15 protein-coding genes are annotated in these 25,462 nt (G+C 68.1%); 7 read left to right on the forward strand and 8 right to left on the reverse strand.

Annotated elements, in window-relative coordinates; all coding sequences use genetic code 11:
• Nucleotides 1-169: 169 nt before the first annotated feature.
• The 3 genes from ACWDNU_RS25445 to ACWDNU_RS25455 form a co-directional block, all read right to left on the reverse strand.
• Nucleotides 170-406 carry a hypothetical protein gene (locus tag ACWDNU_RS25445; RefSeq protein WP_370935540.1) on the reverse strand — a complete coding sequence of 79 codons (237 nt, stop codon included), beginning with the start codon at nucleotides 404-406 and terminating at the stop codon, nucleotides 170-172.
• A gap of 121 nt (nucleotides 407-527) precedes the next feature.
• Nucleotides 528-950: a hypothetical protein gene (locus tag ACWDNU_RS25450; protein WP_449670725.1), complete on the reverse strand. Its 423-nt coding sequence runs from the start codon at nucleotides 948-950 to the stop codon at nucleotides 528-530.
• A 94-nt stretch (nucleotides 951-1,044) separates the two neighbouring features.
• Nucleotides 1,045-1,989 (reverse strand): aldo/keto reductase, encoded by a 945-nt coding sequence (locus ACWDNU_RS25455; RefSeq protein WP_449670726.1) that lies wholly within the window; start codon nucleotides 1,987-1,989, stop codon nucleotides 1,045-1,047.
• 135 nt (nucleotides 1,990-2,124) lie between these two features.
• Here ACWDNU_RS25455 and ACWDNU_RS25460 point away from each other — a divergent pair, with 135 nt between their 5' ends.
• The 4 genes from ACWDNU_RS25460 (at nucleotide 2,125) to ACWDNU_RS25475 (ending at nucleotide 6,806) form a co-directional block, all read left to right on the forward strand.
• Entirely contained in the window at nucleotides 2,125-3,045 is a 921-nt protein-coding gene (locus ACWDNU_RS25460; protein WP_449670727.1) for a helix-turn-helix transcriptional regulator, read from the forward strand.
• A 237-nt stretch (nucleotides 3,046-3,282) separates the two neighbouring features.
• Entirely contained in the window at nucleotides 3,283-4,584 is a 1,302-nt protein-coding gene (locus ACWDNU_RS25465; protein WP_449670728.1) for a pre-toxin TG domain-containing protein, read from the forward strand.
• Nucleotides 4,577-4,927, forward strand: a complete 351-nt coding sequence (locus tag ACWDNU_RS25470; RefSeq protein WP_449670729.1) for a hypothetical protein — start codon at nucleotides 4,577-4,579, stop codon at nucleotides 4,925-4,927. Before ACWDNU_RS25465 ends, ACWDNU_RS25470 begins: the two co-directional genes overlap by 8 nt.
• 274 nt (nucleotides 4,928-5,201) lie before the next feature.
• Nucleotides 5,202-6,806, forward strand: a complete 1,605-nt coding sequence (locus ACWDNU_RS25475; RefSeq protein ID WP_449670730.1) for a DUF2079 domain-containing protein — start codon at nucleotides 5,202-5,204, stop codon at nucleotides 6,804-6,806.
• A 369-nt stretch (nucleotides 6,807-7,175) separates the two neighbouring features.
• Here the strand turns inward: ACWDNU_RS25475 and ACWDNU_RS25480 are convergent, their stop codons facing one another.
• The 3 genes from ACWDNU_RS25480 to ACWDNU_RS25490 all read right to left on the reverse strand — a co-directional run bounded on the left by ACWDNU_RS25480 (nucleotide 7,176) and on the right by ACWDNU_RS25490 (nucleotide 19,101).
• Nucleotides 7,176-7,625 carry an SUKH-3 domain-containing protein gene (locus tag ACWDNU_RS25480; protein WP_370935533.1) on the reverse strand — a complete coding sequence of 150 codons (450 nt, stop codon included), beginning with the start codon at nucleotides 7,623-7,625 and terminating at the stop codon, nucleotides 7,176-7,178.
• 1 nt (nucleotide 7,626) lies between these two features.
• A complete protein-coding gene (locus ACWDNU_RS25485) occupies nucleotides 7,627-18,450 on the reverse strand; it encodes a LamG-like jellyroll fold domain-containing protein (RefSeq protein ID WP_449670731.1) in 10,824 nt (3,607 codons plus the stop codon).
• Nucleotides 18,451-18,609: 159 nt separating this feature from the next.
• On the reverse strand, nucleotides 18,610-19,101 hold the full coding sequence (locus ACWDNU_RS25490; RefSeq protein WP_370935526.1) for a type 1 periplasmic-binding domain-containing protein: 492 nt from the start codon (nucleotides 19,099-19,101) through the stop codon (nucleotides 18,610-18,612).
• Between the two features lie 587 nt (nucleotides 19,102-19,688).
• Between ACWDNU_RS25490 and ACWDNU_RS25495 the strand changes: the two genes are divergently transcribed.
• Nucleotides 19,689-21,149 (forward strand): GH25 family lysozyme, encoded by a 1,461-nt coding sequence (locus tag ACWDNU_RS25495; RefSeq protein ID WP_449670754.1) that lies wholly within the window; start codon nucleotides 19,689-19,691, stop codon nucleotides 21,147-21,149.
• Nucleotides 21,150-21,345: 196 nt separating this feature from the next.
• Here the strand turns inward: ACWDNU_RS25495 and ACWDNU_RS25500 are convergent, their stop codons facing one another.
• The gene (locus ACWDNU_RS25500; protein WP_449670732.1) at nucleotides 21,346-22,383 is read right to left on the reverse strand and encodes a M48 family metallopeptidase; all 1,038 of its coding nucleotides are present in this window, start codon (nucleotides 22,381-22,383) and stop codon (nucleotides 21,346-21,348) included.
• 415 nt (nucleotides 22,384-22,798) lie between these two features.
• Here ACWDNU_RS25500 and ACWDNU_RS25505 point away from each other — a divergent pair, with 415 nt between their 5' ends.
• Nucleotides 22,799-23,656: an SAM-dependent methyltransferase gene (locus ACWDNU_RS25505; protein WP_449670733.1), complete on the forward strand. Its 858-nt coding sequence runs from the start codon at nucleotides 22,799-22,801 to the stop codon at nucleotides 23,654-23,656.
• A 154-nt stretch (nucleotides 23,657-23,810) separates the two neighbouring features.
• Here ACWDNU_RS25505 and ACWDNU_RS25510 read toward each other — a convergent pair whose 3' ends face one another.
• Complete coding sequence (locus ACWDNU_RS25510) at nucleotides 23,811-24,770, reverse strand: hypothetical protein (RefSeq protein ID WP_449670734.1); 960 nt, start codon at nucleotides 24,768-24,770, stop codon at nucleotides 23,811-23,813.
• 104 nt (nucleotides 24,771-24,874) lie between these two features.
• Here ACWDNU_RS25510 and ACWDNU_RS25515 point away from each other — a divergent pair, with 104 nt between their 5' ends.
• Entirely contained in the window at nucleotides 24,875-25,456 is a 582-nt protein-coding gene (locus ACWDNU_RS25515; RefSeq protein ID WP_449670755.1) for a TetR/AcrR family transcriptional regulator, read from the forward strand.
• Nucleotides 25,457-25,462 lie beyond the last annotated feature (6 nt).

Consider the following 25,462-nt stretch of genomic DNA (forward strand, 5'->3'; position numbering starts at 1 on the left):
TCCCGACTTTGCTTCGAAGGGGCTCGACCTGCGGCTTTTTTTCATGCTGGTGCCACCGAACTCGAGGATCGGGCTGGCGCAGCGCTTAGTGGCGCTCCTGCTTGAGGGTTCTCTCGTGCGCACCTGAGCCCGGGTCCCCGACCAGCCGTGCCATCGCCCCCGATGGGATTCACATACCAGACCGCCGACGCCATTGCTGCTTCCATGCTTCGATCAGGGCGAGCGCCAGCCAATGACCGTAGCCTTGAGCCATCTCCTCTGCCGTCTCCCGCGTGGAATCAGTGGTTCGGCGAAGCGGGTCGGCTCCGCGAGCGAGAAGGTAAGCCGTCACGTCGACATGCAATGGATTGCCCGTCTGCACGTGACCATCGCCTTCGGCATCAATAGCGTGATGCAAGAGCGTCATTCCGTTGCATGCGCAGGAGTCATGTATTCAACCACAACAACATCCTATCTACCACTCGGGACAGCTAAGTAAATTACCGAAAATTCTTCATTGAACAGGTGAGATCAACCGAAATCAGCGGTCAACACTGAGCAACGCCGAGCACTACGACAATCTCGGCCGGTTCCATGGTGTCGTCACCGTAAACCGACACCGCGTTCAACTCGCGTTCCACAGGCAATTCCAGGCGAAGCTGGCCATTCGGGTCGTAGAGCAATACCAACGATCGAGCCAGCTGAATCACGCCGCGATGCAGCAGCTCAAGCCTCTCCGGAACGACCGGCTCTTCGACACACGAGACAGCAACCGCCCCGCTCGCTGACTGCCGAACGGCGACGTGCAATGAATCTTTGCCAGCGTGCACACTTTCGCGGGCAGGATCCCAACCCGAGTGGTCGTCGACGCTGTCCGGAGACGAAACCACCAGCAGGCCGAACGAAAACCGGGCTATGCCACCTCCGTAGTAGCTGTCGCCGTAGCTGGCGAAATCCGAGAAGCTGGTCACTGTCAGTATTCCTCCAGCGGTATCTGACCGACGCCGAGGGAGACAGTCAGAAGGGGCTTCCCGCCCAGTCTCTCCCTCGGCCCGCCGACGACTGCTACATATCGTGCTCCCAGCTGCCGCGCGTGTCGACGTTCGCGGCGTCCGCCAGTGACTCCAGCTCCGCGATCTCCTCTTCAGCTAGCGCGATGTCGTGAGCGCGGACCAACCCGTCCAGGTAGGCCGCCTTTGTGATCCCGATGATCGGGGTGGTCCCCTTCGCGATGGCCCAGGCGGTGGCGACGTCGGCGGCGGATGCGCCTCGGGCCGCGCCGATCGCTCCCATTCTGTCCGTCAGTGCCTGCAGCTGGGGCAGGATCTTGTTGTACACGGCCGCCCGGCTGCTGCCTTCCGGCAACGGACGGGACGGGCTGTACCTGCCGGTCAGCGCGCCTTGTTCGAGGACCAGGTAGGCAAAGAACCGCACATCGTTCTCGCGGCAATGCTCAAGGATGCCCGCGCGCTCGGAACTCCGGTGCACCAGGCTGTAGTGGTTCTGGACCGCCTCCACCCGGAAGCCGGCCTCGCCGAGGATCTGATCGGCGAGAGCGATTTCCTGCAGGTTGTGGTTCGAGACGCCGACGTGCTTGATACGGCCGCTCTGCAGCAGCGGAATCAGCAGCGGCGTCCAGCGGGCTACGTCGGCCGGGTTGTGGATCCAGTACAGATCGACATAGTCCGTGCCCAATCGGGCGAGGCTCTGCTCCAGCATGTCCGTGACCGGATCGTCGCCGTCGCCCGCGATCTGCGGGGTGAACTTCGTCGACAGCTGGTACTCGCTGCGGGCATAGCCTTTCAGCGCCTGAGCGAGGACCGTCTCCGAGCGGCCCATGCCGTACACCACCGCGGTGTCCCACAGGGTGAACCCGTGCGATTGCGCCGTCCTAACAACCTCTCGCAGGCCGGACGCGGTCAGCTGGCTGCCGAAATAGCCGTCGCCCGGCTCGCCGCTGTCTCCCCAGGCCCACGTGCCCAGCGCCACCGTCGGCGTCTTGCTCGTCATGTCCCTGACTCCGTTCTCGTTTCCTGACGTTCAATCCCTACGAGACCGCGACGGCCGCCGCCCGAGAAGGTCGTGTTTAGCGGGGGTACTGCTTCAACCCCTTTCGCGCCTCGACCTACGGCTACCGTGAATGGCATGGACCAGCAGCCCGGCAACCGCGGCGAGATCCGGCACTTCCTTGCCAGCCGGCGCGCCAAGATCACCCCGGCGCAGGCGGGACTGCCGACCAGCACCCGTCGCCGGGTCGCTGGGCTGCGGCGGGAGGAGGTCGCCGTCCTGGCCGGGGTGAGCACCGAGTGGTACACGCGGCTGGAGAAGGGCCACATCGGCGGCGTGTCCGAAGCCGTCCTCGACGCAGTCGCCCGCGCCCTGCGGCTGGACGACGACGAACGCACCTACCTGTTCGACCTGGCCCGGTCATCGCGGCCCACGAGCCGCACGCCGTCGCGTCGCCGGGACGTCGAGGTCCCGCCCCAGGTCCGGTGGCTGCTCGACTCCATGACGATGTCCTCGGCGTTCGTCCGCAACGGCCGCACGGACGTCGTCGCCAGCAATCCCCTGGCCCGAGCCCTGTACGCGCCGATGTTCGGCAGCACCACCGCCGACGAGCGCGGCCGTCCCAACCTCGCCCGCTACATCTTCCTCGACCCCAGCGCTCATTACTTCTTCGTCGACTGGGACGCCGCCTGCGATGCCACCGCCGCCCTCCTGCGCGCCGAGGCCGGGCGAGAACCCCACGACCGGGCGCTGCGCGAACTCATCGGCGAGCTGTGCACCCTCAGTCCGGAGTTCCGCAGCCTCTGGGCCGCGCACGACGTCCTCATCCGCCACGACGGCGTCAAACGGCTCCGGCACCCCGAAGTCGGCGGCTTGGAACTGACTTTCCAGTCCCTCGACCTGCCTTTGCCCGGCCGAGCCGTGCACGATCTGATCACCTACACCGCCGAACCCGGCACCGAATCGGAGGACCGGCTCAAACTCCTCGCCAGCTGGGCAGCCACGCGATCCCCGGCGACAGAGCCCGCCCGCCCCTCTCCTCGGCCCGAACCGCGCTGATCCGTCGCGGTTCGCCCGGCCCGCGATTCAGGAATGTGCTGGCGCTCTGCCGTTTCCTCGCGCTCCTGGCAAGGGATCCGGTCGGGCGCCTTTCCCCCGGAATTCGCTATTCATTACGACGCCCACGCTTTCCGTTACGTATTTGTGCCCACCGACACAAATACCTCCCGGTGGCCGTCGGTCGCCGCAGCCGTGCCTTACTCTCTCTTCCGCTGATCAAGATCAAGGAGGACACGGGTGCGTTTCCGTGCTCAGGCCGCGCGCCGAGGGGGCGTCGTCGGCCTCGTCGTCGCGATCGTCGCGATGCTCGTGGCGATGCCCGCCCAGGCGTCCGGTCTCTGCGACCGGCATCCGGAGCTGGCGGCGTGCAAAGCCGCCGACCGGGCCAAAGCGGCGCTTGTGGTGGGCAAGGCGGTCGCCCGCACCCAGCTGGGCGCCCTGGTGCTCGGGCACCTGCGCCAGGGCATCGGCCAGGTCGCGGGCCACGCGCTCAGCGAAGCCGCCCGGACTTTGGACGAGGTCGGCAAAGCGATCGACGCCGGAGACATTTCCCGGGCGGGCCAGGCACTCGATCAGTTCAGCGAGGATTCGCTGCAGCAATTGCGCGACACTGTCGTCGCGACAAGGATCGTGGTGAAGTCGCTCCCCGAACTGGCCGCGATCGCCAAAACGGCCATCGCGCAGTTCAATGCGCTTCCGGATCTGGACATCCACATCGACCTCGCCGCGCTGGAAGCCAACAATCGCGGACTCGCGGCCACCGCGGCCGGCATCGCGCAGGCCTCGGCCCAGCTGGACTACAGCGCCGCCCAGATCCGCACCGCCATGGCACAAGCCGACCGCGATTTCGCCGGGGCCAAGCGCGATCTGGCCGCGGCGAACGCGATCCTGGCCGCGGCGAACCGGACCCTGGACAAGTTCACGTCCACGCCGTGGATGCCGGTGGGCGGGTTGTCGCTGAAGGGCATCAAGTTCGACTTCGACGAGGCCTTCGGGCACCCGACCCATTCCGGTTCGCTCAACCCGGACGTCGCGGCGGTCCTGTCGGCCGCGACGGACTTCGTCCCCGGGGTCGGCAGCATCAAGAGCGCGGTCGAGGCGATCGCCGGGAAGGACGCGTTCACCCAGCAGGAACTCGACGGTTTCGAACGTGCCCTCTACGGCATGGCCGCCGTCCCGATCGCCGGCGGCGCCCTCAAGAAACTCGTCGCCGTCGAACGAGCGGCGAAGGTCTCCCGCGGGATCGAACTCGCGGCGAAAAACGGTGCCAAAGACTGGCGCATTTCATTCGACGCGCTGCCCCAGGGCCAGAACAGCGGCGTGAAAACCGTGTCGAACACGACCGAACTGCGGACCCTGTTCGACCACTGGACGGCGGGCACCGAGCGGCTTCCGTCGCGGGGAGACAAGATTCCCGACGTGTTCAAACTGCAAGACGGCACGACGATCCAATGGCGTCTGACGTCCAAGACGAGCGGTGAAACAATCGACATCGCGACGGCGGACGGCAAGAGGTTGAAGGTGCATCTCGATGGATGAACGGCAGGCGCACGAGATCGAACGAGTCGTGGCCCCCACGCTCGACGAAGGCCTCGACGACTGGGTTCCGGTCGATTCTCTGATTTGGAACGCCTTCCAGGTCGTCCCCAGGGACAGCGACCGCTTCGCCGCCTTCTTCGCCAGTGTTCTCGACTACCTGCTCCGCGAGGGACTGATGGTTGTCGGAGAGATCGGCGACACGGGGTTCGAGCCGTGGCCTGCCGCGTCCGTCGAGGACACCGTCGAACGCGTCGTCCGCGACTGCCAGGCGGTCGACTGGTCCGCCGGGCTGGGTCTGTGCTGGCTGTCGAACACTCCGGAAGGAGACCGCCGGGCCCGGTGATCTCGCGCGGCCTGCCGACAACCTCGTTTCCGATGGTTTTCTTCCCACTGAACCGCTTTCGGTAAATTTCCCGCGCGATCCTCCGGACTGCGGGCCATAGCATCGTTTTGTCCGCATTGTTTCGTTACATCCGGAACAGAGAGCAAGGACACTCTTGTCCAGACCATCCGCGACGCGGTAAAAGCAGCAGGTCACATCGAAAAATCCGCAATCCGCAGCGGGCAGGTCCGGCAAGCCGCCGACCGGGGTGACATTCACTTCGCCAGGAGAGGTCTTGACCGCGCTCGCTTCCCCCGCCGCCGTCCCCGTCGTCCGAAGACCCCGCGCCGGGATCGTCGTGCTGACAGCCTTCGCCGCAGTACCCGCCATGCTGGCGTTGTGGACCGCCGTGCGCGCGCCGCGCGGTCACCTGCTGCTCGACTATTGGCACGTCCTGGCGAAAATCACCGACGACCGCGGACATCTCCTGCTGGGCCAGGTGTTCACCTACCACCTCGACCAGCCCTTCGTCATCCCCTCGCTGCTCTTCTACGCCGACGCCGCCTGGTTCGGCGGAGACAACCGCGTCCTGACCGTCCTCACGGTGGCGTTGGTCGCCGGGATCGGCACGTGCCTGTACTCGATGCTCCCCCGATCCCTGTCCCCGCACCGGAAAGCAGCGCTCGCGGCCGGGATGTCGTGGCTGCTGTTCTCCTCGCACCTCGCCGAGATCTGGCTGCAAGGCACCAACGGCATCAGCTGGATCCCCGCCGTCTTCTTCACCGTCCTCGCCGCCTCCCAAGCCCACCGCGGCCGCCTCGCGACCGCCGCAGCCGCAGCACTGCTCGCCAGCCTCAGCTTCGGCGCCGGACTCCCCGCGTTCCTCATCGTCGCCGCGATCTTCCTGCTCCGCCACGAAAACCGGGCCAAAACCATCGCCATGACCGCCGCCGGAACCATCGTGATGGCCGGTTGGCTGCTCACCAAACCCAGCGGCGCCCAATCGCTGGCCACCACGGCACTCGACCCCGACGGCCGCTTCTCCACCGCCGCAGCCGCGCTCGGCAGCCTCTGGTCCGGAGACCAAGCCGTCATCGCCGTCCTCGCCGGAGCCCTCACCACCGCGCTCCTCACCGCCTGCGCCATCGCCGCGAAGAGCGACACGCGCGCCGCGGGATGGATCGGGATCGCGGGACATGCCGTCGCGCTCGCGGTGCTTGTCGCATTGGGCCGCACCAGCAACCTGGCTCCCGGCGGGAACATCGGGCTGATCAGCCGCTACGCCATCGTCAGCACCCTCGCGGTGAGCGCACTCCTCGCCCTCGCGACGCTCGTCCGTCCACAGTGGCCGCTCACCGCGGTCGTCATCGGCATCTGCGCCATCTCCCTGACCACCCACGCCATCGGCGGCACCAAAGCCGACCTCACCCGCCGCGGCTACGCCCCGCTCGCCCTCGCCCCCATCGCCCTGCGCACCGAAACCACCAGCGTCCTCGATCAACTCCACATCCAACGCCAAGTCATCCCCGCCGCTCGCGCCCTCGGCGCCTACCCCTTCAACCGCCACTTCACCCTCGGCTGCCACGGACCCGAACTCGGCACCGCCGTCAACCCGGCCACCGCTACAGACCTCCCCACCGCTCACGGAGCCGTCACATCCACCGGCAGCGCGCTCATCACCGGATGGACCGACCTGCACCCCGACTGCGTCCTCGTCACCGACTCCGCCGACGTCGTCACCGGAGGGGGAATCGTCGGGCTCCCCTCCCCTGCGCCGGGAATCGCCGACGGCAACGCCTGGCAAGCCACCGCACGCCCCGGCACCGGACCGGTCACCGTCTACGCAGTACTCGGCGGCCGCTTCTACCGTCTGCACGAATCCGCTCCTAGCCCGAACTGAGAAGAATGGCGACATCCCCCAGGTGCAGCCGGGCGAGCGCGACCGCGCCCGACACAGGCTTCTGGCCAGTGACTGCCTCACTGTCGGCGCTGAGGCACTATCGACCTGGATTTGGCAGTTTCAGGCCGAGGCGCAGCCAGCAAGCGTATTTCGCTCCGCTACAGGCACGCGCAGCACCGAGCTGACTACCCACTGATCTCAGCCGCAGCTGCTCTCGCCGTGCCGCCCGGGACCTCGCCAGCAACGCCGAAGCGGACCCGCGTCGCTGCGGCCTCGACTCCAAGGCTGCGAAAACCCGCCCTTATGCATCCTCGATGCCTCGAAGCAACGCGCGTTCGCCGCGATCATTCCTACGGGCGGCTCGCGCACTCAGCAGTCAGCCGCGTCCCGCCATTCTGGCATGACCCCCAGGATCAAGCCTTCCAATCCTTCGACGCCCCGACCGAACGAGCCGAGCCGATCCGCCAAACAGTAGATTTCGCCTTCCTCGTCGATCGCGAGAAAGAAATGCCCGCCATCAAGCTCGCCGATCGGGAAAAGAGCCCGACCGATCTCGCGGCCCCAGTCGACAAACCGCCCCTCCTCTCCCGCAGCCACCAACGGATCCAAGTCGAACGGTTCTTTTCCGCGCGTTATCCCCCGACCCTTGAGGTCGAATTTCAGGCCGCCGAACGAAGCAAGGAACTCCGCGGCCGCATCAGGCATGCGGAGCCCTTCGCCCGCCAGGCCCGCACGCCAGCCTTCGACGTCGACCTGGCGTCCCCGGTGCCACCCCGCCGCCTCAAGGGCCTCCACAACCTCCGGCGAGAACTCCTTCACGCTAATTCCTTCCGCCAGTAACGAAATCCAGGTTGTATTGCTCGACCAGGGGTACGCAGCTCAGGCATGGACCGATGCCCTCACCGTGCCCCGGATGCCCCGTCGACGCCCTGATCTTAACCGCAGCCACTTTCCAGCCCGTGGGATCAAGGCCATTGCCGAGCGCCTCGGACAAACACATCGCGAGACCGCATCGACCGTGCCCGCCGCCACGTGCGTCCGCCGGAATGTCGTCGAGCACCGATTGCACGTCCTCGTGCAGTTCGGGAGATGCCCCGCCCCGCTGGCTGGTATTCGCGATCACGTGGCCGTCCGGCGACTCGATCGCCTCCGCAACCGCCGGCCTGATCCGGTTGGACAACGAACTGGCCCGGTCGGCCAGAGCCCTGGCTGCCGAAAGAGCATCACCGCAGTTGTGGACGAGGACCGGGATATCGCCAGCAAAAACGTAGTACGCGTGCAGCTCGTCGATCGTGAGGTCGTACGTGACCTCCGTCGAGTGGTACGGCGTCACCTCCTCGACAGTCGCCTCGCCACCGTCGGCTGTCTGCAGACGGTCGCCCGCATGCAGATCGATGGCCTCGACAAACGCACCGCGCGTGACGTCGTAGAACGGGTGGTGATACGTCGTCGTCAGCGTCGCCGGTGCCGCTGACGCCGGGACGCTGCCGCCGGTCACTACCGCTGCGGCTACCGCGAGGCCTGCTGCCATTCGGGTTGCCGCGCGGCGGATTCGGCTCGGTTTCACCTTCAGGTCCACGAAATCGTGGTCCGTCTCCGTCACGATCACCCGGTCGACCGGGTGCGTCTCCAAGCCCGCCTTGCCCGGCTTCGAGTTCGCGACCCGATCTCCGACCTTCAGCGACGAAATCGGCTTGCTCGAACCGTCCGCCAGCAACACCTTCGTTCCGGCCAGGAAGCTGTGGCACTCCGCCGGCGCTTCCGCAGAACTGCGCCCGCGAGCCCGCAGGCCGCCTGCCGCCCCGAATGCCGCGCCGCCGGCACCGCCTGCCAATGCGCCGGAGCCGGCAGCCGCGAGCGCACCGCTCACCGAACAGTTCCGGCCACAGTTCATTCCGTAACCGGCCAACGCCGTCACGCCGCCGCTGACCGCTCCGGAACCCGCGCCCACCAAACCCTGTGTCGCGACTTCCGGCAGCACGCCGTCCAGTGCCTCCGACACCAGTTTGCCGCCCAGCGGGCCCGCCAATCCGGCGCCCAGAGCACCGCCCAGTGCGCCTAGGCCGACTGCTTCCACCGCACCGCCGACCGAGCAGTTGTGCGCTTTCGAGCAGTCCATTCCGTACGACACCGCGCCGCCGACAGCGCCGCCGATGGCCGCGCAGCCGACCGCGCCGATGCCTAATGTCGCCGCCGTGCACGCCGCACCGACCACGACGCCCGCTGCGATGCCCGCGATCGTCGAGGCGTGGTCCTTCACGAACGTGGCCACGTGCGAGGCCGCTGATGCCGCCGCATGGCCTACTGCCACCGCGGCTGTCGCTACCGCATGGCCGACCGTTTTCGCTGCCGACACCGCGGCGTGCGCTACTGCTCTCGCCGCGTGGGCCACCGCGTGTGCCGCGGTTTTCACGACTTTCGCGACCGCGTGATAAGCGGTTTTCACCACGTGCACCGCCGCGCGGTACACCTTTCGCACGACCCGCACCACGTGGTGGTAGACGGTCCGCACCACCCGCGCCGCAGTGTGGTAGACGTCGCGCACGGCGTGGTAGGTCGCCACCGCCGCGTGCACGACCGGCTGCACCACATACGTGTTCACGAAGTGCGCGACCGGCTGGACGACGTTGTGGTACACGAACGACGCGGCCGGTTTGACGATGGTGTTGTTGAACCAGTCGAACAGCCCGTGCCCGGACGGGTCCGTGCCGGTCATCGGGTTGTCGTCGACGTAGGCGAACTTGTTCGCCTCCATCGGGTTCGGCACCGGGTTGTTGGACACCGTGTCCCGGTTCATGAACTGCCCGACCGCCGGGTTGTACCAGCGGGCCGCCATGTTCACGGTGCCGGTCGAGCGGTCGGTCCAGCCCGACTGGTATCCCAGCTGCCCCTTCGGGTTCTGGGACGCCAGCACGTTGCCGAACGGATCGTACGACGTCGAACCGTCCAGTGTGGATCCGTTAGCCGTGAACGTCCCGACGACGTCGGTGTGCTGGTCGACGAACGCGAACGCCCCGGTTCCGCCGGCAGCGACGCCGACGAGGCCGCCGCCAGGGTCGCGGCTGTAGGTCGACGTGCCGTCCGACGCGATCGTGTTGCCCAGTCCCGAGAAGGAGAATGTGGCGACGGTCGCGCCCGTATCGCTGGTCGTGTCGGTCAGGTTCCGGGCCAGCGCGTCGTAGCCGAAGGACTGTGTCCCCTGCTCGGTCATCTGGCCGAACGCGTCCGAACGCGACATCAGGGTGCCGGTCGACGACGCGCGTTCCTGCAGCGTTCCCCTTGCGCTGTAACGATAAGTGTTCGAACCGTCGGACGTCAGCTCGTCCCGCTCGTTGTAGGTGTAGGTCGACGAGCCGACCTTCGTGCGGTTGCCCGCGGCGTCGTAGCCGTACTCGATCGTGCTCGTGCCGTTGTTCCACGACGCGAGCCGGTTGGCCAGGTCGTAGGTGTAGGTGTTGGCCGCCGATCCCGCGAAGCCCGCGGTCGTTTTCGAGGTGAGGTTGTCGTCGGCGTCGTATCCGTAGGCCACCGAAGCGATCGCCGCTCCGCCAGCCGTTTTGAGCGCGTCGCCGGTCAGCCGGTGCAGGCCGTCGTAGCTGTAGGTCCGAGTGTTCCCGGTGCCGTACTTGACTCCGCTGATCTGGTTGAGCGCGTTGTAGCTCAACGTCTGGCTGCCGCCGGTGACCGCGTCGGTGATACTCGAAAGCCGGTCGGCGCTGTCGTAGCCGTACGAGGTCGTGCCCGCCGCGTCCGTGCGGGCGCTCATCAGTCCGTCGGCGGTGTAGGCGAACGACGACGAACCTGCCGAGCCGTTCGCGGTGAGCAGCGCGCCGCGGTCGTTGTAGGTGAAGGTTTCGCTGGTGGCCGCCTGGTGGTCCGCGTGGCCCGCGGCGCCGGCTTCGGCGGTGGCCGCCGAGGTCATCCGCCCGGCCGGGTCGTACCCGAACGTCCGGGTCGCGGTGGCGGAGTCGGCTCCGCTGCCGGACTGGCTGACGAGGTTGCCGTCGTCGTCGTAGCCGGCCGACACGCTCACCCCGCCCGGCTGGGTCTGCTGGACCTGGCGGCCCGCCGCGTCGTAGACCGCGGTGAAGGTCCGGTCGGCGTCGGCGGTGTAGATCGCCGTGGTCGGTTCCAGCTGGGCTTCCGGGAGGTTCCACGAGTTGTAACGGGTGACGGTCGCGTTGCCGCGGCCGTCGGTGAACCTGGTCCGGTTGCCTGCCGCGTCGTAGCCGAGCGCGGTGGTGATCGACGACGTCGCCGACACCGGCTGGATTTCGCTCGCCAGCCGGTTCGCCGCGTCGTAGGTGAACGTCCGCGCCGTGCCTCGTCCGTCCACACTGGACGTCATGCGGCCGCCCGCGTCGTAGACCGCCGAGGTCTGCTGCAGCATCGCGCCGGTCGCGTCCTTGCGGGTCACCTGCACCGGACGGCTTGACTGGTCGTAGGCCGTCGACGTCGACGTGCCGTCGGCAGCGGTGACCGACGCCTTCTCGCCCAGGTAGCTGTAGCCGTAGCGGGTGGTGTTCCCGGCGGCGTCGGTGACCGAGGTCGTTTCGCCGAGCGCGTTGTAGCCGTAGGACGTCACGGTGCCCGCCGGCGTCTTGGTCGACGCGAGGTTCGCGCCGCCCGGGTTGCTGTCGGAGGCCGCGTACGAGTTCGTCGTCGTGGCGGTCAACGTGCTCGGGTAGCGCTCGAACACAGTCGCCGTCAACGGCCGGGACAAGAAGTCGTACGTCGCTTCGGTCCGGGCGCCGTTCGCGTCGGTGATCGAGAGCCGGTCTCCGTTGGTGTCGAAGGTCGACACAGTCTTCGCGCCGGACGGTTTCGTCACCTGAACGACGTTGCCGAGCTGGTCGTAGTCCGCCTTCGTGACGTGTCCGAGCGGGTCCTTGTCGGAGACGGCCTGCCCGAGTTTGTCGAAGGTGCGCACGGTGGTCGCCGTGATCGGCGCGCCGCCGCCGGGCGGGGTGTAATTCGGGTTGGTGACCGAGACAGGATGGCCCGCCGCGTCGTAGACGGTCGTGACCTGGTTGCCGTTGGGGTCGACGGCTTCCACTGGCTCGCCGAAGGTGTTGTAGCCGGTGGTCGTGACGGGATGCACCGCGGCCGGTGCTCCGCCGTTGGTCTCGGCGTTGACCGTCGGCGCCGTGGTGACGGCGGGCTTTCCGGCCTCGTCGTAGGCGTAGGAAGTGATGCTCCCGTTGGCGTCGGTCATCGAGGTCGGCAGACCGCGCTGGTCGACCGTCCACGTGGTGGTTTCAGCCGGCGACGACGCGACGGTCCCGCCGCTGTGCCCGCCGTTGTAAACAGTCGAGACCTCGGCCGCCGAGAGCGCTCGCGAATAGGCCTGGACCCCGCTGACCTGGCCGGTGGCGTAGTTGCCGTTCGCGCCGTTGTACCAGCCGTGGCCGATCACCAGCGGGCCGTTGGCCGCGAGCGGGGTCGGATCGGTGGCGCTGCCCGCCGCCGCCCCGTTGACGTAAAGCGTCATCGCGCCGGTGCCGGAGTCGTAGACGCCGGTGAGCTGAGTCCACACGCCGGACTGCGCGTCGGCGGCCGACTCGGCTCGGTAGAGCGTGGCGTTCGACGCGTCCGTGCCGAACCTCGAGAAGGACCACTTGTGCGTGCTCGAGTCGTATTCGAGGTAAAGGCCGCTCATCACGTTGGCCTTCTGGACCACGTACGTCTGGAATCCCGCGCCGAACGCCGCCGGCTTGACCCACGCGGACACGGTGTAGCTCGCCGCGGTGTTCAGCACCGGGCCGCCGGTGGCGATCTGGGACGCGCTGCCGTCGAGGTTCGCGGCGTCGCCGGACCACGTGACCGCCGTGGCGGTGGCGGGGTTGCCGCTCCCGGAGGAGTCGGTGACCGCGGTGCCGGAGGTCTGGTTCAGCTTCCACCAGCCGACCGGGTGCCCGGTGCCGTCCGAGGAGATCGAACGCGAGGTGAGCACTCCCATCGGGTCGTAAGCCGTGCTGACCGTGCGGCTGCGGCCCGACGGGTCGGACTGCATGCTGGTCGCGACCTTGTCGTCCGGGGTGTAGGAGACCGACGTCGTGCGCGCGGCCCCGCCCGGATCGTCCACGGTCCGCTCGACGCGCCCTGCTGCGTCCACTGTGGACGATGAGGTGTTCGCGCCGTTGCCGGTGACCTTGCCGACCAGATTGCCAGCCGCGTCATAGGTATTGGACTCGGTGACGAACGACTGCTGTCCGCTCGGATCCTTGCGCGTGACTGTCGCGGTGAGACCGTTGTCGGTGTAGGTGTAGGCGGTGACGTTGCCCATCGAGTCCGTTTCCGACGCCAGCCGCCCTGCCGGGTCGTAGGCGTTGGACTTCTGGGTCAGGAACGTCGCCGGCTTGGGGTCGACGGGGCTGCCGGTGTACCAGACGCCCTGGGACAGCAAGCGGCCTTCGCCGTCGTAGGCCCAGTCGGTTTCGGTGCCGTTGGCGTCGGTTTCGCTCTTCTTGTTGCCGTAAGCGTCGTAGGTGAAGGTGGTGACGGCGCCATTCGCGTCCGTGGTGGACTCGACCTGGTCCTTGTCGTTGTAGGTCGAGCTGGTGGTCCGGGCCGAGTCGCCGCCGCTGCCGTCGGCGACCGTCTGGGACACGAGGCTGCCGTCGGCGTTGTAGACGCTCGAAGTGACCGCGGTGTGCACCGCGCCGGTCACCCGGTCCGTCACCGCCGGGTCGGTCTGCGAGACGACTTGGTCGTTCCCGTCGTAGGTGTAGGACGTGACCAGCCCTGCCGGGAAGCTGTCGGAGACCGCTGTCTTCGTCAGCGTCCGGCCGAGCGCGTCGTAGGTGAAGCGGGTTACCAGGCCGTCGGCGTTGGTCGTGCTCGCGACGTCGCCGTTGTGCAGGTAGGCGATCTGGTTGACCGCGCCGCCGGGAGAGACGGTCTTCACCGGCAGGCCCGCGGGCACGGCGCCGGAATCGGCCGCCGGGAAAGCGGAGGTGCCGTCGCTGTAGGTGATCTTGGTGGTGCGCCCGTTCGGGAACCCCGGCACCGGCGGCGTGGTGACCGTGGTGCGGTTGCCCGCCGTGTCGTAACCGAATGTCGTCAGATACGCGGGATCGGTCGCGTTCGCCGACCGCGGGTCCCGAGAAGTCAGCATCAGGTCGTTGCGCGCGTCGGCGGTGGTGAGCTGCGCGGTGGTGTCGTCGGGGAAGTAGGTCGAGTACGACGTCGAACACTTCTCCGCGGCCTGGTTCTGGCACGTGGTCTGCGAGACGACATTGCCGCGCACGTCGTGGCCGACGGTGACGATGTTGCCGTTCGGGTCGGTGGTCGTGTGCAGGAAGCCCGACGTGTCGTAGCCGTAGCTGGTGCGCTTGCCCCCGGTGTCGGTCTCGGAAACCTTGTGGTTGCCCGCGCCCGGGTCGTACTGCTGCACCGCGGTCTTGCCGCCGGGGTCGGTGATCGTCGCCGTCGTGACCGGCGCGAGCCCTTGGGAGTTGCCCGCGGCGAGGAAATGCTGGGCGACTTCGGCCGAGGACAGCGCCGACCGGTAGTAGGCGACCTCGCCGATCGAACCGGCGAAGTAGTTCCAGGTGTTCCCGGACGGCGCGGCGGGCCAGCCGTTGCTGTTGAAGACACCGGCCCCGACGAAGTTCAGCGGGTCGTAGTTGCCGATCTGGCCGGACAACGTGCCGATCTGCTGGCCGTCGAGGTAGAGGACCTGGGCGGTGTTCGCGCCGGTCAGCACGACGTGATGCCACTTGCCGTCATTGACCTTGGCGGCCGACGCCATGCCCGCCACGGTGGTGTCCCAGAAGTGGCCGTGCAGTTTCCCGTCGGTCCCGACGTACAGCACCGGCATGGCGCCGCCGGACGGGTTCGCCGCGCCGAGCGCGGAACCCCCGGTCGAGAAAAGCGCTCCGGCCGCGGTGGACGTCGTCGAGAACCACAGCTCGACCGACGACGTGGTCGACGCGCTCACCAGATGGTCCGGCAGCGTGACGCCGCCGACGGTGCCGGGGAACTTCGCCGCGGTCGAGTCGGTGAACCGGCCAGGGACACCGAGAGTCGCGTTGGTGTAGGCGGAAGGCCGGTAATTGACCTCGCCCGCGGGCGACGCGGTGCCCGGCGCGTCCGCTAACCGCTGGTACAGCTCGGGATGCGAGCCGAGAACGGCGCCGCGGTAAACCTGGCTCGAACCGGTCGCCGTCAGCGGCGCGTACTTCCAGGTCCCGCCGTTTTCGTCGCCGATCTGAGTGACCGCTTGGGAAACCGGATCGTAGGAGACGGTCGTGTGCACCGCCCCGCTGGGCCGGGTGATCGACGTGAGCAGGCTTTCCTGCTGTTTGCCCGCTTGGTAGAGCGGCAGCTCCCGGGTGCCGGGAACGGACTTGTCCCAGATGCCGACGTCGGCGATCTGGCCGTTGAAGAACGTCGCCGTGCCCGGCTGCCCGGCGTGGGACTGGTCGGGCCAGGCGTTGCCGAGGAACCCGGCGCCGATGTAGCGGTTCTGCGGGCCCATCGGCACGATCGCGCCGATCGAGGAGCCGACGAACTGGCCGTCGAGGTATATGCCCTGGCTGGTCGAGGAATGCGTGAAAACGACGTGGTGCCAGGCGTTGTCGTTGACTGGATTGGCCGTGGTGATCGTCTTGGTCGTGTCGCCGGTCCAGTACTCGCCGACCAGCTTGCCGTCGTTGCCGACGTAAAGCGCCGGGGTGTACTGGGAGGCCGGGCTCGTGGTCTCGCTCAACGGCATGGTGCTGTAGGAGAACAGGACGCCGTTGGCCGCCGCGGTCTTGAACCACATCGAAACCGACATCGTGTTCGGAGCGGCCGCGTCCGCGCGCGGAAGCTGCAGGTACGACGACGTGCCGTTGAACCCGGCGGACGTCGCGGCGGATCCGGCGAGCGGACCCGGCTGTCCGAGCGCGACGTCGTGATACGTCGCCGCGTCGGTGCCTTCGTTGGTCAGGACCGCGCTCGCCGCCGTGGTGCCGGTCGTCTCGGCCAACGGCCAGAACGAATGCGGCCCGAGATCGAGCACGCCGGTGCGGTACGGCGAGCCCGCGGTGTAGCCGTAGCGGGTGCAGCCGGTCGTCGTGCCCGGCGGGCAGACGCTGGCGAGCTGGTCGCCGGTGTAGTTGTAGGTCCAGGTGAGCGGTGCGCCCGCGGTCAGGTCGTCGGTCGAGACCGAGGCCACGTGCGGGCTCGTCGCGCCGGTCGGCGTGGTCCAGTTCAGGTGCAGCGCACGGCCGGAAACCGCGGACGTCAGCGCCGTGACCTGACCGCCCGACACCGTCAGGTTCACGGTGCGGCCGCTCGCGTCCGCGATGGACGAAAGCCGGTAGGCGCCGGAGCCGAGGGACTGCGTGAAGGTGTAGACGGTGTCGTTCTTGTCGGTGAGGCTGTACCCGCCGGTGATCGCCTTGAACGTGGCGAATCGCCCAGCGGGCGGGGAAAACGTGCCGTCGGCGTTCTTGCCGTATCCGACCTCGGAGCCGTCGGGGTAGGTCACGAGGACGCTCACGACCGCGCCGGAACCGTCGAAGTCGTACTGCTCGGCCGCGCGCGCGTCGAACACGCTCGACCAGCCCGCGCCGAATGCGCCGGTCGACCGCGGGTCGCGGGAGTTGTAGTCGCGCACCACCGACAGCGCCGGGCCGACGGTGCGCACCTCGGCGTCGGTCGCCGAGGTCGTGTAGTTGCCGATGCTCGGTTCGACTCCGTGCACCCCGGTGTTCTGCGACAGCGACGACGTCACCAGCGGCTGGTCCACCTGGACGGTGAGCGGGTTCCACGGCGGATCGGCCGAATAGGACGCTCCGTCGTAGGCCTGGACCGCCCAGTAGTAAGTCTGGTTGTACTTCAGCTTCCCGGCGGGCACGCGCCAGGTGCCCTCGTTGACCAGACCGGAATCGGCGATCGTCGCGCCCGCGGAGTCAGCGACCTGGTAGCGGTACTTCAGCGCGCCGGGGCCGGCGTCGATGTCGTGGGCGGTGGCGAACAGGAACGGCACGAGGCTGGTCGTCGTCCCGCTGGGGCCCGGGTAGGCCGAGTCGACCACCGGAGGCACGTTGCCGCTCGTCGTCAGCGACAGCACCGGCTGGTAGCCGGCGTTCATCAGCCAGGAGTCGAACTGCTTCCAGTGCGACGCGTCATTCGTCGCCGCGTAGACAGCGAGGCCGTTGTCCGCCGCGGATCCGTTGGCCCAGCCGGTGAAAGTCGCCGTGGACAACGGCACGCTGACCCAGTCGCCCTTCGTCCGGTCGGCCGCGCGGTTCGCGCACGCGGTGGGCACCGACGGGGTGGCGTTGCCGATGCTCGCGCCGTAGGAAGGCCCGGGGTAGGCGGTCACGGTCGAGGGCGTCCACGCCTGCGTCACCGGCGCGACGTCGAAGCGCGTGGGGGTGCACGTCGAAGCCCACGTGTCGAACAGCTTCAGAGTTGCCGCGCTGACCGTGACCTGCGACCCGTCGAGGTCTTTCGGGAACTGGAGGAACGTGTTCGCCGAATCGGGGCCGGAGTTGTACGACCCGATCTTGACGACCTTCTCCATCGAGTGGTCGCCGGGGGCGCCGATCTCGGCGTAGGTCGACGCCGGCGCGTCGGTGAAGGTCGGGTCGACGGTCACCGGGAACACCCGCGCCGGGTCGGTCAGCCACTTCGGGTCCAGCGTGACCTTCAGCGCGGGCTTTCCCGCGGCGGTCGTCAGCTCATAGCCGACGGCATACGTCGTGGCGGGAACCCCGGACACCGGGTCGACGTGCGAGTCGAAGGCGTAGCCGCGCGGGATTCGCTGCCGGATCGCCCCGGCGCCGTCGAGCAGGCTGACGGAACCGTCGGACTCCAGCCGCGGGGTCAATCCGTTGAGCGTCAACGGAAACAGCCATGTGTTCGCCGCGGTCGCCGAGTGCAGGACCAGCGATTCCTTCAGGCCGGTGGCGGTGGGTTCGAGCGCGAGGTCGGTGCCGGGCAACGCATCCGGATACGTCGCGGCGCGGCCGTCGACGCGCGGTGCCACGGAGCGGGCGCCGTCGAGGCCGTAGGAGATCGTGTGCCCGGAGTCGACTGCGAGCTTCGCCAGTGCCGGATCCGCCGCGCTGCCCGCGAAATCGACCGACAACGAGTTCGCGGTTTCGTGCCATCGGCCGTCTGGGTCGCCGTGTACCGACGTGTCGATCGGCTTCCATCCCCAGGCGCCGTCGGCGAAGTTGACGGGGCCGCGTGTGTAGTCCCGCGTGACTGAGCCGTCCGCGTTGAGGAAGTAGTTCATCGTGGCGCTCGACTTCAGCGCATCGCGCCGGCTCGTCGCCGCGTCGAACCCGCGGGTGGCGACGCCGCTCGGTCCCGGATTCACCTTCCGGGCGTGACCGCGATTCTCCGGCAGCTCACCGGGTCCGGTGTCGGGAGCGTCTCCTGTGCCGCCGCTCGCGCGGGTCGACGCGGTGCTCGCGTCGTGGGACTTGCCTTCGGCCGTGCCGCCCGCTTGCCGAGGCGTCGCGCCCCAGTGCGGGGAAGACTCCGAAGAACCGGAGAACAGCGAACCGAGCCACGAGCCCAGTTCCGTGATCGGGCGCTGTCCCGCGGCCAGCTGTGCCGCGTCCGCCTGCCCAGTTCCCAGAGAAAGACCCAGGCCCAGAAGTATTGCGGCAGCACAAGATCTCGCGACGCCTCGGCGCACCGGTTCCCCCTCGATAAGGGCCGCCTCCGCGAGCGGCGAGAAAGTTCACCACACGGGCGACTGTCCGGAAAAGACTCCTAAACGACTAATCCTCGCGATGCACGACACATGAGAAATCGGACAAATAATCCGTAAATCGGATGAAAGGGCACTAATTCCTCAGTGCCCGGCGGCGTGCGCCGCTGCCCGCACGGTTTCGGCGACGTCCCCGCGCACGTGATCAGTAGCCCGCACAGCGGAAACGTTGGGACCTTCGCGACCGGTGCCGCCGACCGCGACGAAGCGGATCGCGGGGTGCGCGGCAGCCTGCGCGAGCGCCGCCGACGTGCCCGGCTCCCCCACCGTCAGGACGACGTCGCATCGCCGCTGTGCCAGGGAATTCAGGTATGGCAAGTAATTCGCTTCAGTGGCCGGCCCGGCCGCGGCGAGATAGGAGACCTTGATCCGGGTGTCGCCCGACGCGTCCTGCAAGCCGGCCCAGACCGGCCCGGCGCCCGGGCTCGCGAGACCTTGCCCTCCGGTCAGCAGGCAGGCCGAGAAGTCCGCGTACACCCGCGCCCGAGCGGGCGGCAGGCCCGAATCGTCGCCCCGGGGCCACCACACCACCGCGGCCACCGCACCGGCGACGACAATTCCCGCAGCCGCAGCCACACCCCAACGCCGCACAAGACCCCCTCGTTTCCGCGCCCGTCGCCGGACGCACTCGCGGCAGTGTGCCCCACCGCTCCGGGGACAGTACGGTGCCGCCCGGCTTCGGCAAAGCAGAGGGGAAATTGCCTAACCGCACCGTTTCACTCCACGGCGCTTCCCCACGAGACACGGACCGAACGGATGACTGGATTAATCTCCGACCACGCAGTCCGGTTCTTCCCCGGCCCGACAACCGCTCTGAGCCATTTCTCGTTCACCTCTTCGTGGCTTTCACCGGCCGCAGCAGCCCGGCTTTCCCGGTCTCCGGATTTTCTTCGCCGCACCGGTAACGCTTCCGGGCCCCCGGCGATAGCGGTGTGGACAGATACCGGGTGGAGGTTTCAGTGAGATGGTTTCGTAGTGCGGTGAGCGCGGGTGCGGTCTCCGTCTTGCTCACGTGCGGGTTGGCCGGGACACCGGCTGCGGCGTCGACTAGCTCACCGAGCCCGAGCACCGCGAGCGCACCCGCGCATCCGGGCTCGGACTACCTGGGCTCGACCATCGGCAAAGACCCCGCCGCAAAGCCGAAAACCGCCCCGCGGACAGCCATGGCGGCGGGCGTGACGACGCCGGGCATGGACGTCTCCCACTACCAGGGCACAGTGGACTGGGCCGCGGCCGCGGGCAACGGCGCGAAGTTCGCGTACATGAAGGCCACCGAGAGCACGACCTATGTGGACCCGCAGTTCGCGACCAACTACGCTGGTTCCGCGAACGCCGGGATCCTGCGCGGCGCCTACCACTTCGGACTGCCCGACACCTCGACCGGCGCGGCGCAGGCGCAATTCTTCCTCAGCCACGGCGGCGGCTGGGTCTCCGACGGCAAAACCCTCCCGCCCGTGCTCGACATCGAGTACAACCCCTACAGCACCGCCGACTGGACCGGCTGGTGCTACAACATGACCCCGGCCCAGATCTCCGCCTGGATCACCGACTTCACCACCACCGTCCACGACCGCACCAACCGGTGGCCGGTCATCTACACCACCAACGGCTGGTGGAACCACTGCACCGGCAACAATCCCGGCTTCGCCAACGATCCACTGTGGATCGCCGCCGCCATCACGATGCCCGCCAGCTGGACCGACTACACCTTCGCCCAGACCGCGACGTCGGGCACCTTCCCCGGCGACCAGGACGTCTTCAACGGCAGCCTCACCGACCTCCAGACCCTCGCCGCCGGCACCGAACCGGACAAGATCACCGAGCACTACAACGCACTCGGCGGCCCGACGTCCTACCTCGGCACCCCGGTCGGCAACCGCTACCCGGCCGCAGGCGGCTGGGCGCAGAACTACCAGTACGGCGTCATCGGCTACAACCCGCCGACCGGCGCCTACGCGGTCCACGGTGCGATCGCCCAGCACTACCAGGAACTCGGCGGCCCCAACGGGTTCCTCGGCCTGCCCACCACCGACGAAACCCTGACCCCGGACAGCAGCGGCAGCTACAACCACTTCACCAACTCAGGCTCGATCTACTGGACCTCGACCACTGGCGCGCGGTCGATCCACGGAGCCATCCGGGACAAGTGGGCGGCACTGGGCTGGGAACGCGGACTGGGCTACCCCACCACCGACGAGACCGGCACGCCGGACGGAGTCGGCCGCTACAACCACTTCACCAACTCAGCCTCGGTCTACTGGACCTCCGCCACCGGCGCACAATCGATCCGCGGCCCCATCCGGGACAAATGGGCCGCACTCGGCTGGGAACGCGGGCTCGGCTACCCGACCACCGACCAGGGCACCACACCCGACGGAATCGGCCGCTACAACCACTTCAACGGCGCCCAAGGCTCCTCCATCTACTGGACCCCGGCGACCGGCGCGCAATCGATCCACGGAGCCATCCGGCAAAAGTGGGCCGACCTCGGCTGGGAAAAGGGCCGCCTCGGCTACCCGACCAGCGACGAATTCGCCGTCACCGGCGGACGCCGCAACACCTTCCAGCACGGGACCATCACCTGGATCAGCGCCGACTCGAGCACCCAGGTCGCATACAGCTGATCAGAATCGGCGAGACCGGCGCGCGGCAAAGCGCGCCGGACCCGTATTCCGAGTAGTCATCGGCAGCAACAAGAACGGCGGGCCCGCAGATCGCCTGCGGGCCCGCCGTTCTTGGCTGAACGAGCCGGATTCGCGATGCGCGCGACTCGCCTGCCGGATCCCGCCAGCGGCAAGGATCCGGCACACCGCAGTCGCCTCAGCTGTTGCCGTTTCCCGAATCTCCGCCGAACTTGGTCCAGACCTTGCTGGCCGCACCGGCGACCGTCTCCCCGACCTCGGTGAAAACCTTCGTCAGCGGATCCGCCGAGGCGTTCCAGGAATCCTTGTACGATTTGGCCGCGGACTTCAGGTCGTCCTTCCAGTCCGTCGTCGGCGCGTCGTCGTCCCGGCGCGGGTAGTCGCCCGACAGGATCGCGCGGTACTGCTCCGACGCGGCCCATTTCTGCAGCTGCGTCGCCCGGACCACGGCGAACGGGTGGGTCTCGGTTTCGACGTTCTTCAGCTTCAGCAAGCTGTCCCGGATGTCTTCGACCGACTCGTATTCCGCTCCCTGCTGGAGGAAAGACGGAATGTCGATGCGGGACGGGTCGACCCCGCCGGCGAGCTGGATCTGCGCGCGCAGCGCCGCGGCCGGGTCTTGGCCGCAGAGCAGGCCCGCGCGGTCGCACGACAGTTCGGCCTTGCGGTACCACTCGCTCAGCGCCGCGATGATCGCCCGGATGCCGAGGGCGCTCACCGGCGTCCAGGACATCGACAGCTGGAGGCTGATCAGCCGCACCATGATCGTGCGGTAGACCGCGTGCCCGGACAGCACGTGCCCCATCTCGTGGCCGATGGCGAACCTCAGCGATTCGTGGCTCATCTGGTCGACGAGCGCGGTGCTGATCCGGATGAACGGCTCGTCCATGCCCAGCGCGGACGCCTGCAGCCGCGGATCCTGGTAGACGAACAGATTCGGCACGGCGGGGAGATCCAGCGTCTCGGCGCATTCGTGGCGCAGCCGGTCGAGTTCCGGATACTGCCGCGGCCCGACGCGAATCGACGACGCCAGCGCCATCAGCCGTTCGCCGCGCTCGTTGTAGAAACCGGAGACGGCGCGGATCACCTGAGCGAATCCGGGCACCGCGCGCAGCGTGGCGAGCGCGCCGCGATCCACCGGATGTTCGTATGCCCGCGGGCTGATTCCCGGAAAACGGACGGCATCCCGGCGCGCGGGTTCGATTTCGTCAGTCATGACTCCCCCATAAAAGTTTCTGCCCGCAGCCTACTCAACGCCCGCCGACAGATCGTTCCGCGGCCCCGGAATGCGGCGCTTCCCGTTTCGGGCTGGCGGAAACCTTGTTGTCCAGACCACAGCAGACTGCTGGACGGGGCGGGGCGGATGGGCCGAACGGAGCATTCTTTGCCGACGTCTTCGCGCGCGGGGAATTCAGGCACACGATTTCGGCAGCCGGGGACCAAGGCAAGCCAGACCGGGCAAGTGGGCCGGTGCTGCCGGGCGGGAGCGGACCTGGTTCAGCTCCCGCGGCCTCGGTCCTGCTGCGCTGGTCGTCGCCGCCAACCCGGACAACCCGCGCTCGGGCAAGCACGCCCGTCCGGCGCGATCGCCCGGATTGGATACGATTGGTCACGACTGCGGGGGAGGCAGCGTGGCGCAAGGACCTGAGGAGCCCATCCCGGGCGTGGACCTCGACCGGCCCAGCGTGGCGCGGGTTTACGACTGGTATCTCGGCGGCACGGCCAACTGGGCCATCGACCGCGAGTTCGGCAAAATGGTCCTTTCGGCCTTTCCGGCCGGCATGTACTGCGCCAGAGCCAACCGCGCCTTCCTGCACCGCGCGGTGCGGCACCTCGTCCGACTCGGCGTGCGCCAGTTCGTCGACATCGGCTCCGGCGTCCCCACGATGGGCAACGTGCACCAGATCGCCGACGAGGTCGCGCCGGACTCCCGCGTCGTCTACATCGACCGCGAGCCCGTCGCGGTCGCGCATTCCCGGATTCTGCTGGAGCGCCACGGCGACCCCGCACGGCACGCGGTGATCCAGGGCGATCTTCGCGAACCGGACGAACTGTGGGAATCCGTCGCGGGCACCGGCGTCGTCGACCTCGACCAGCCGCTGGCCCTGCTGGTCACCGCCGTCCTGCACATCCAGCAGCCCGGCCGGGACGGCCGCGACCTCGGTCCCGAGGCCATCGCGCGGTACCGGGAAATGCTTTCCCCGGGTTCGTATCTGGTGCTCTCGCAACTCACCCACGAGGGACTGCCCGACGACATCGCCCGCCAATTGCACGCCGTCATCCAGCTGTACGACACCAATGTCAGCAAGCACGTGCTGCGCTCGAACGCGGAAATCCACGCCCTGTTCGGAGACTTCGAACTGCTCGACCCGGGCGTCACGTGGACTGCCGCGTGGCATCCGGAGGAAAGCGGTCTCAACACTCCGGTCATCGAGTTCGCGGACCCCAGCGAGGCCGCGATGCTGGCCGGGGTCGCGCGCAAACGCTGACTGAAGCTGATCTCGAACATCGTCGCCCTCCATCCAAAGTGGACACTTGAGTCGCTGCCGACGGCCGAGACGCCGTTGCCGGGAATTCCGGTCGCCGGCAGAGGATTGGCGGATCGACGCGAGCGCGTTCGAGATCCAGCGCGGTGACGTCTCGTCACGCTCCCGTGCTTAGTTCAGCTCGCACCAACATCGCGTTCCGGAAGACCCCGTCCGGCGGAGCGGTCGTCCCGCCGTCCGTGGTCACGTAGAGGGCGCGCCCCTCCTCGCCCGGGACCCAGACAGCGCTCGACGGCCCGACCAAGAGGTCGTCGAACGGCTCTCCCGCGACGTGCCGGACCTCGCTGCCGTGCCGCGGGATCAGCGGCACCCGGTCCAGTGTGTTGGCGCGATGCCTGGTGACGTATGCGAATCCGGCCTCTTCATCGAGGGCGAAGTCGTCAGCGTTGTCGATCGCAGCTACGAATTCCGCGCCACCGGCCGGGTCGAGCGTGACGGGGTCGACCGGCACTCGCATGAAGACTTTCTGCGCGGTCGAGGTGTAGTAGAGGTATCCGGTCAGCGCGCTGTACCGGACTCCGTTGACGCCCGGCTGGCGCGGCGGGGCGACCTCGGCGTCCGGGTCGTCGGCCATCGTGTCGTGGGCCAGCCAGATCCGGGCCTGCGCGCCGCGGGCGTCGGCATCGAGGTCGACGCGCCAGATCAGCCCGGCGAAGCAGTCCGCGACAGCCAGCACTCCGTCGCCGAGCAGGCAGCTGCCGTTGAGGGCGCGCACGCGGTCGTCGAAGGTGAAGATGACCTCCGGGGAGACCGGTTCGCCGGGCGACCAGCCGGTGAGGTCGAGCCGGACCAGGTGCGATTCGTGGGTGGTGTAGCCCTCGGTCAGGCTGATCAGGAAAACGTCCGGCAGCACTTCGGCGATCCCCGTGACCGGATGGTCGAAGCGGTGCACGAGAACGGGCCGCCGCGGCTCCGGCACGATCCACAGCTCCTGCTGCAGGAGGACAGTGACCAGCACCGAACCGTCGGCGCGGACGGCGAGGTTTTCCGGGAAGTACTTCTCCGGGAAGGACGCGACCGGGGTCAGCGTGACGTCGGGAACGGGAGTCATCGGCATGAGGGACCCTCCGGCGAGTTAAAAGAGGACGGACATCCGCTTTTCTTTCACGCTAGGCTGCGGAGGCGAGGAGTGTCAAGGCGAAGGAGCGGACGTTGCCGAGGGTGAGCCAGCAGTACAAGGACGACCAGCGGGGAGAAATCCTGGCGGCCGCGCGCCGCTGCTTCCTCCGCGACGGCTTCCACCGCACCTCGATGCAGGACGTCTTCGCCGAGGCAGGCAAGTCCGCGGGCGCGGTCTACCGGTACTTCCCGAAGAAGGAGGACATGATCGTCGCCGTCGCCGCGCAGAATCTCGACGACGTGACCGCGGTCCTGCGCGCTGCTCTCGCTCGCGGCACCGGTGAGCACGGCGTCGGCGAGGTGATGGCGGAGCTGCTGGAGGCCGTGACCGATCTTCATCGCGACCGGCAGCTGGCGGGCATGGCGGTGCTGGTCTGGTCGGAAGCCCAGCGCAACCCGGAACTCGCCGGACGGCTGACCGCCGCGTCAGCCGAGATGAGTGCCGAAGTGGCCGGCCTCGTGCGCGACCGGCAGGAGGCCGGGGCCTGGACCGGGGCATCGGCGGATGCCCTCGCGCAGGCGATTTTGGCGCTCCTGCCCGGATTCCTCTTCACTCTGGCGCTGTCCGGACCGGACGGAGTGGCCGGATTCCCCGACGCGGTCCGGACGCTTTTGCCGCAGTAACCCGCT

The sequence above is a fragment of the Amycolatopsis sp. NPDC003676 genome (genome assembly GCF_053587275.1).

Bases quoted from the DNA above. Each gene is read 5' to 3' on its own strand.
- ACWDNU_RS25445 (WP_370935540.1), bottom strand. From the start codon at position 406: ATGACGCTCTTGCATCACGCTATTGATGCCGAAGGCGATGGTCACGTG.
- ACWDNU_RS25455 (WP_449670726.1), bottom strand. From the start codon at position 1,989: ATGACGAGCAAGACGCCGACGGTGGCGCTGGGCACGTGGGCCTGGGGA.
- ACWDNU_RS25460 (WP_449670727.1), top strand. From the start codon at position 2,125: ATGGACCAGCAGCCCGGCAACCGCGGCGAGATCCGGCACTTCCTTGCC.
- ACWDNU_RS25470 (WP_449670729.1), top strand. From the start codon at position 4,577: ATGGATGAACGGCAGGCGCACGAGATCGAACGAGTCGTGGCCCCCACG.
- ACWDNU_RS25495 (WP_449670754.1), top strand. From the start codon at position 19,689: ATGGCGGCGGGCGTGACGACGCCGGGCATGGACGTCTCCCACTACCAG.
- ACWDNU_RS25500 (WP_449670732.1), bottom strand. From the start codon at position 22,383: ATGACTGACGAAATCGAACCCGCGCGCCGGGATGCCGTCCGTTTTCCG.
- ACWDNU_RS25510 (WP_449670734.1), bottom strand. From the start codon at position 24,770: ATGCCGATGACTCCCGTTCCCGACGTCACGCTGACCCCGGTCGCGTCC.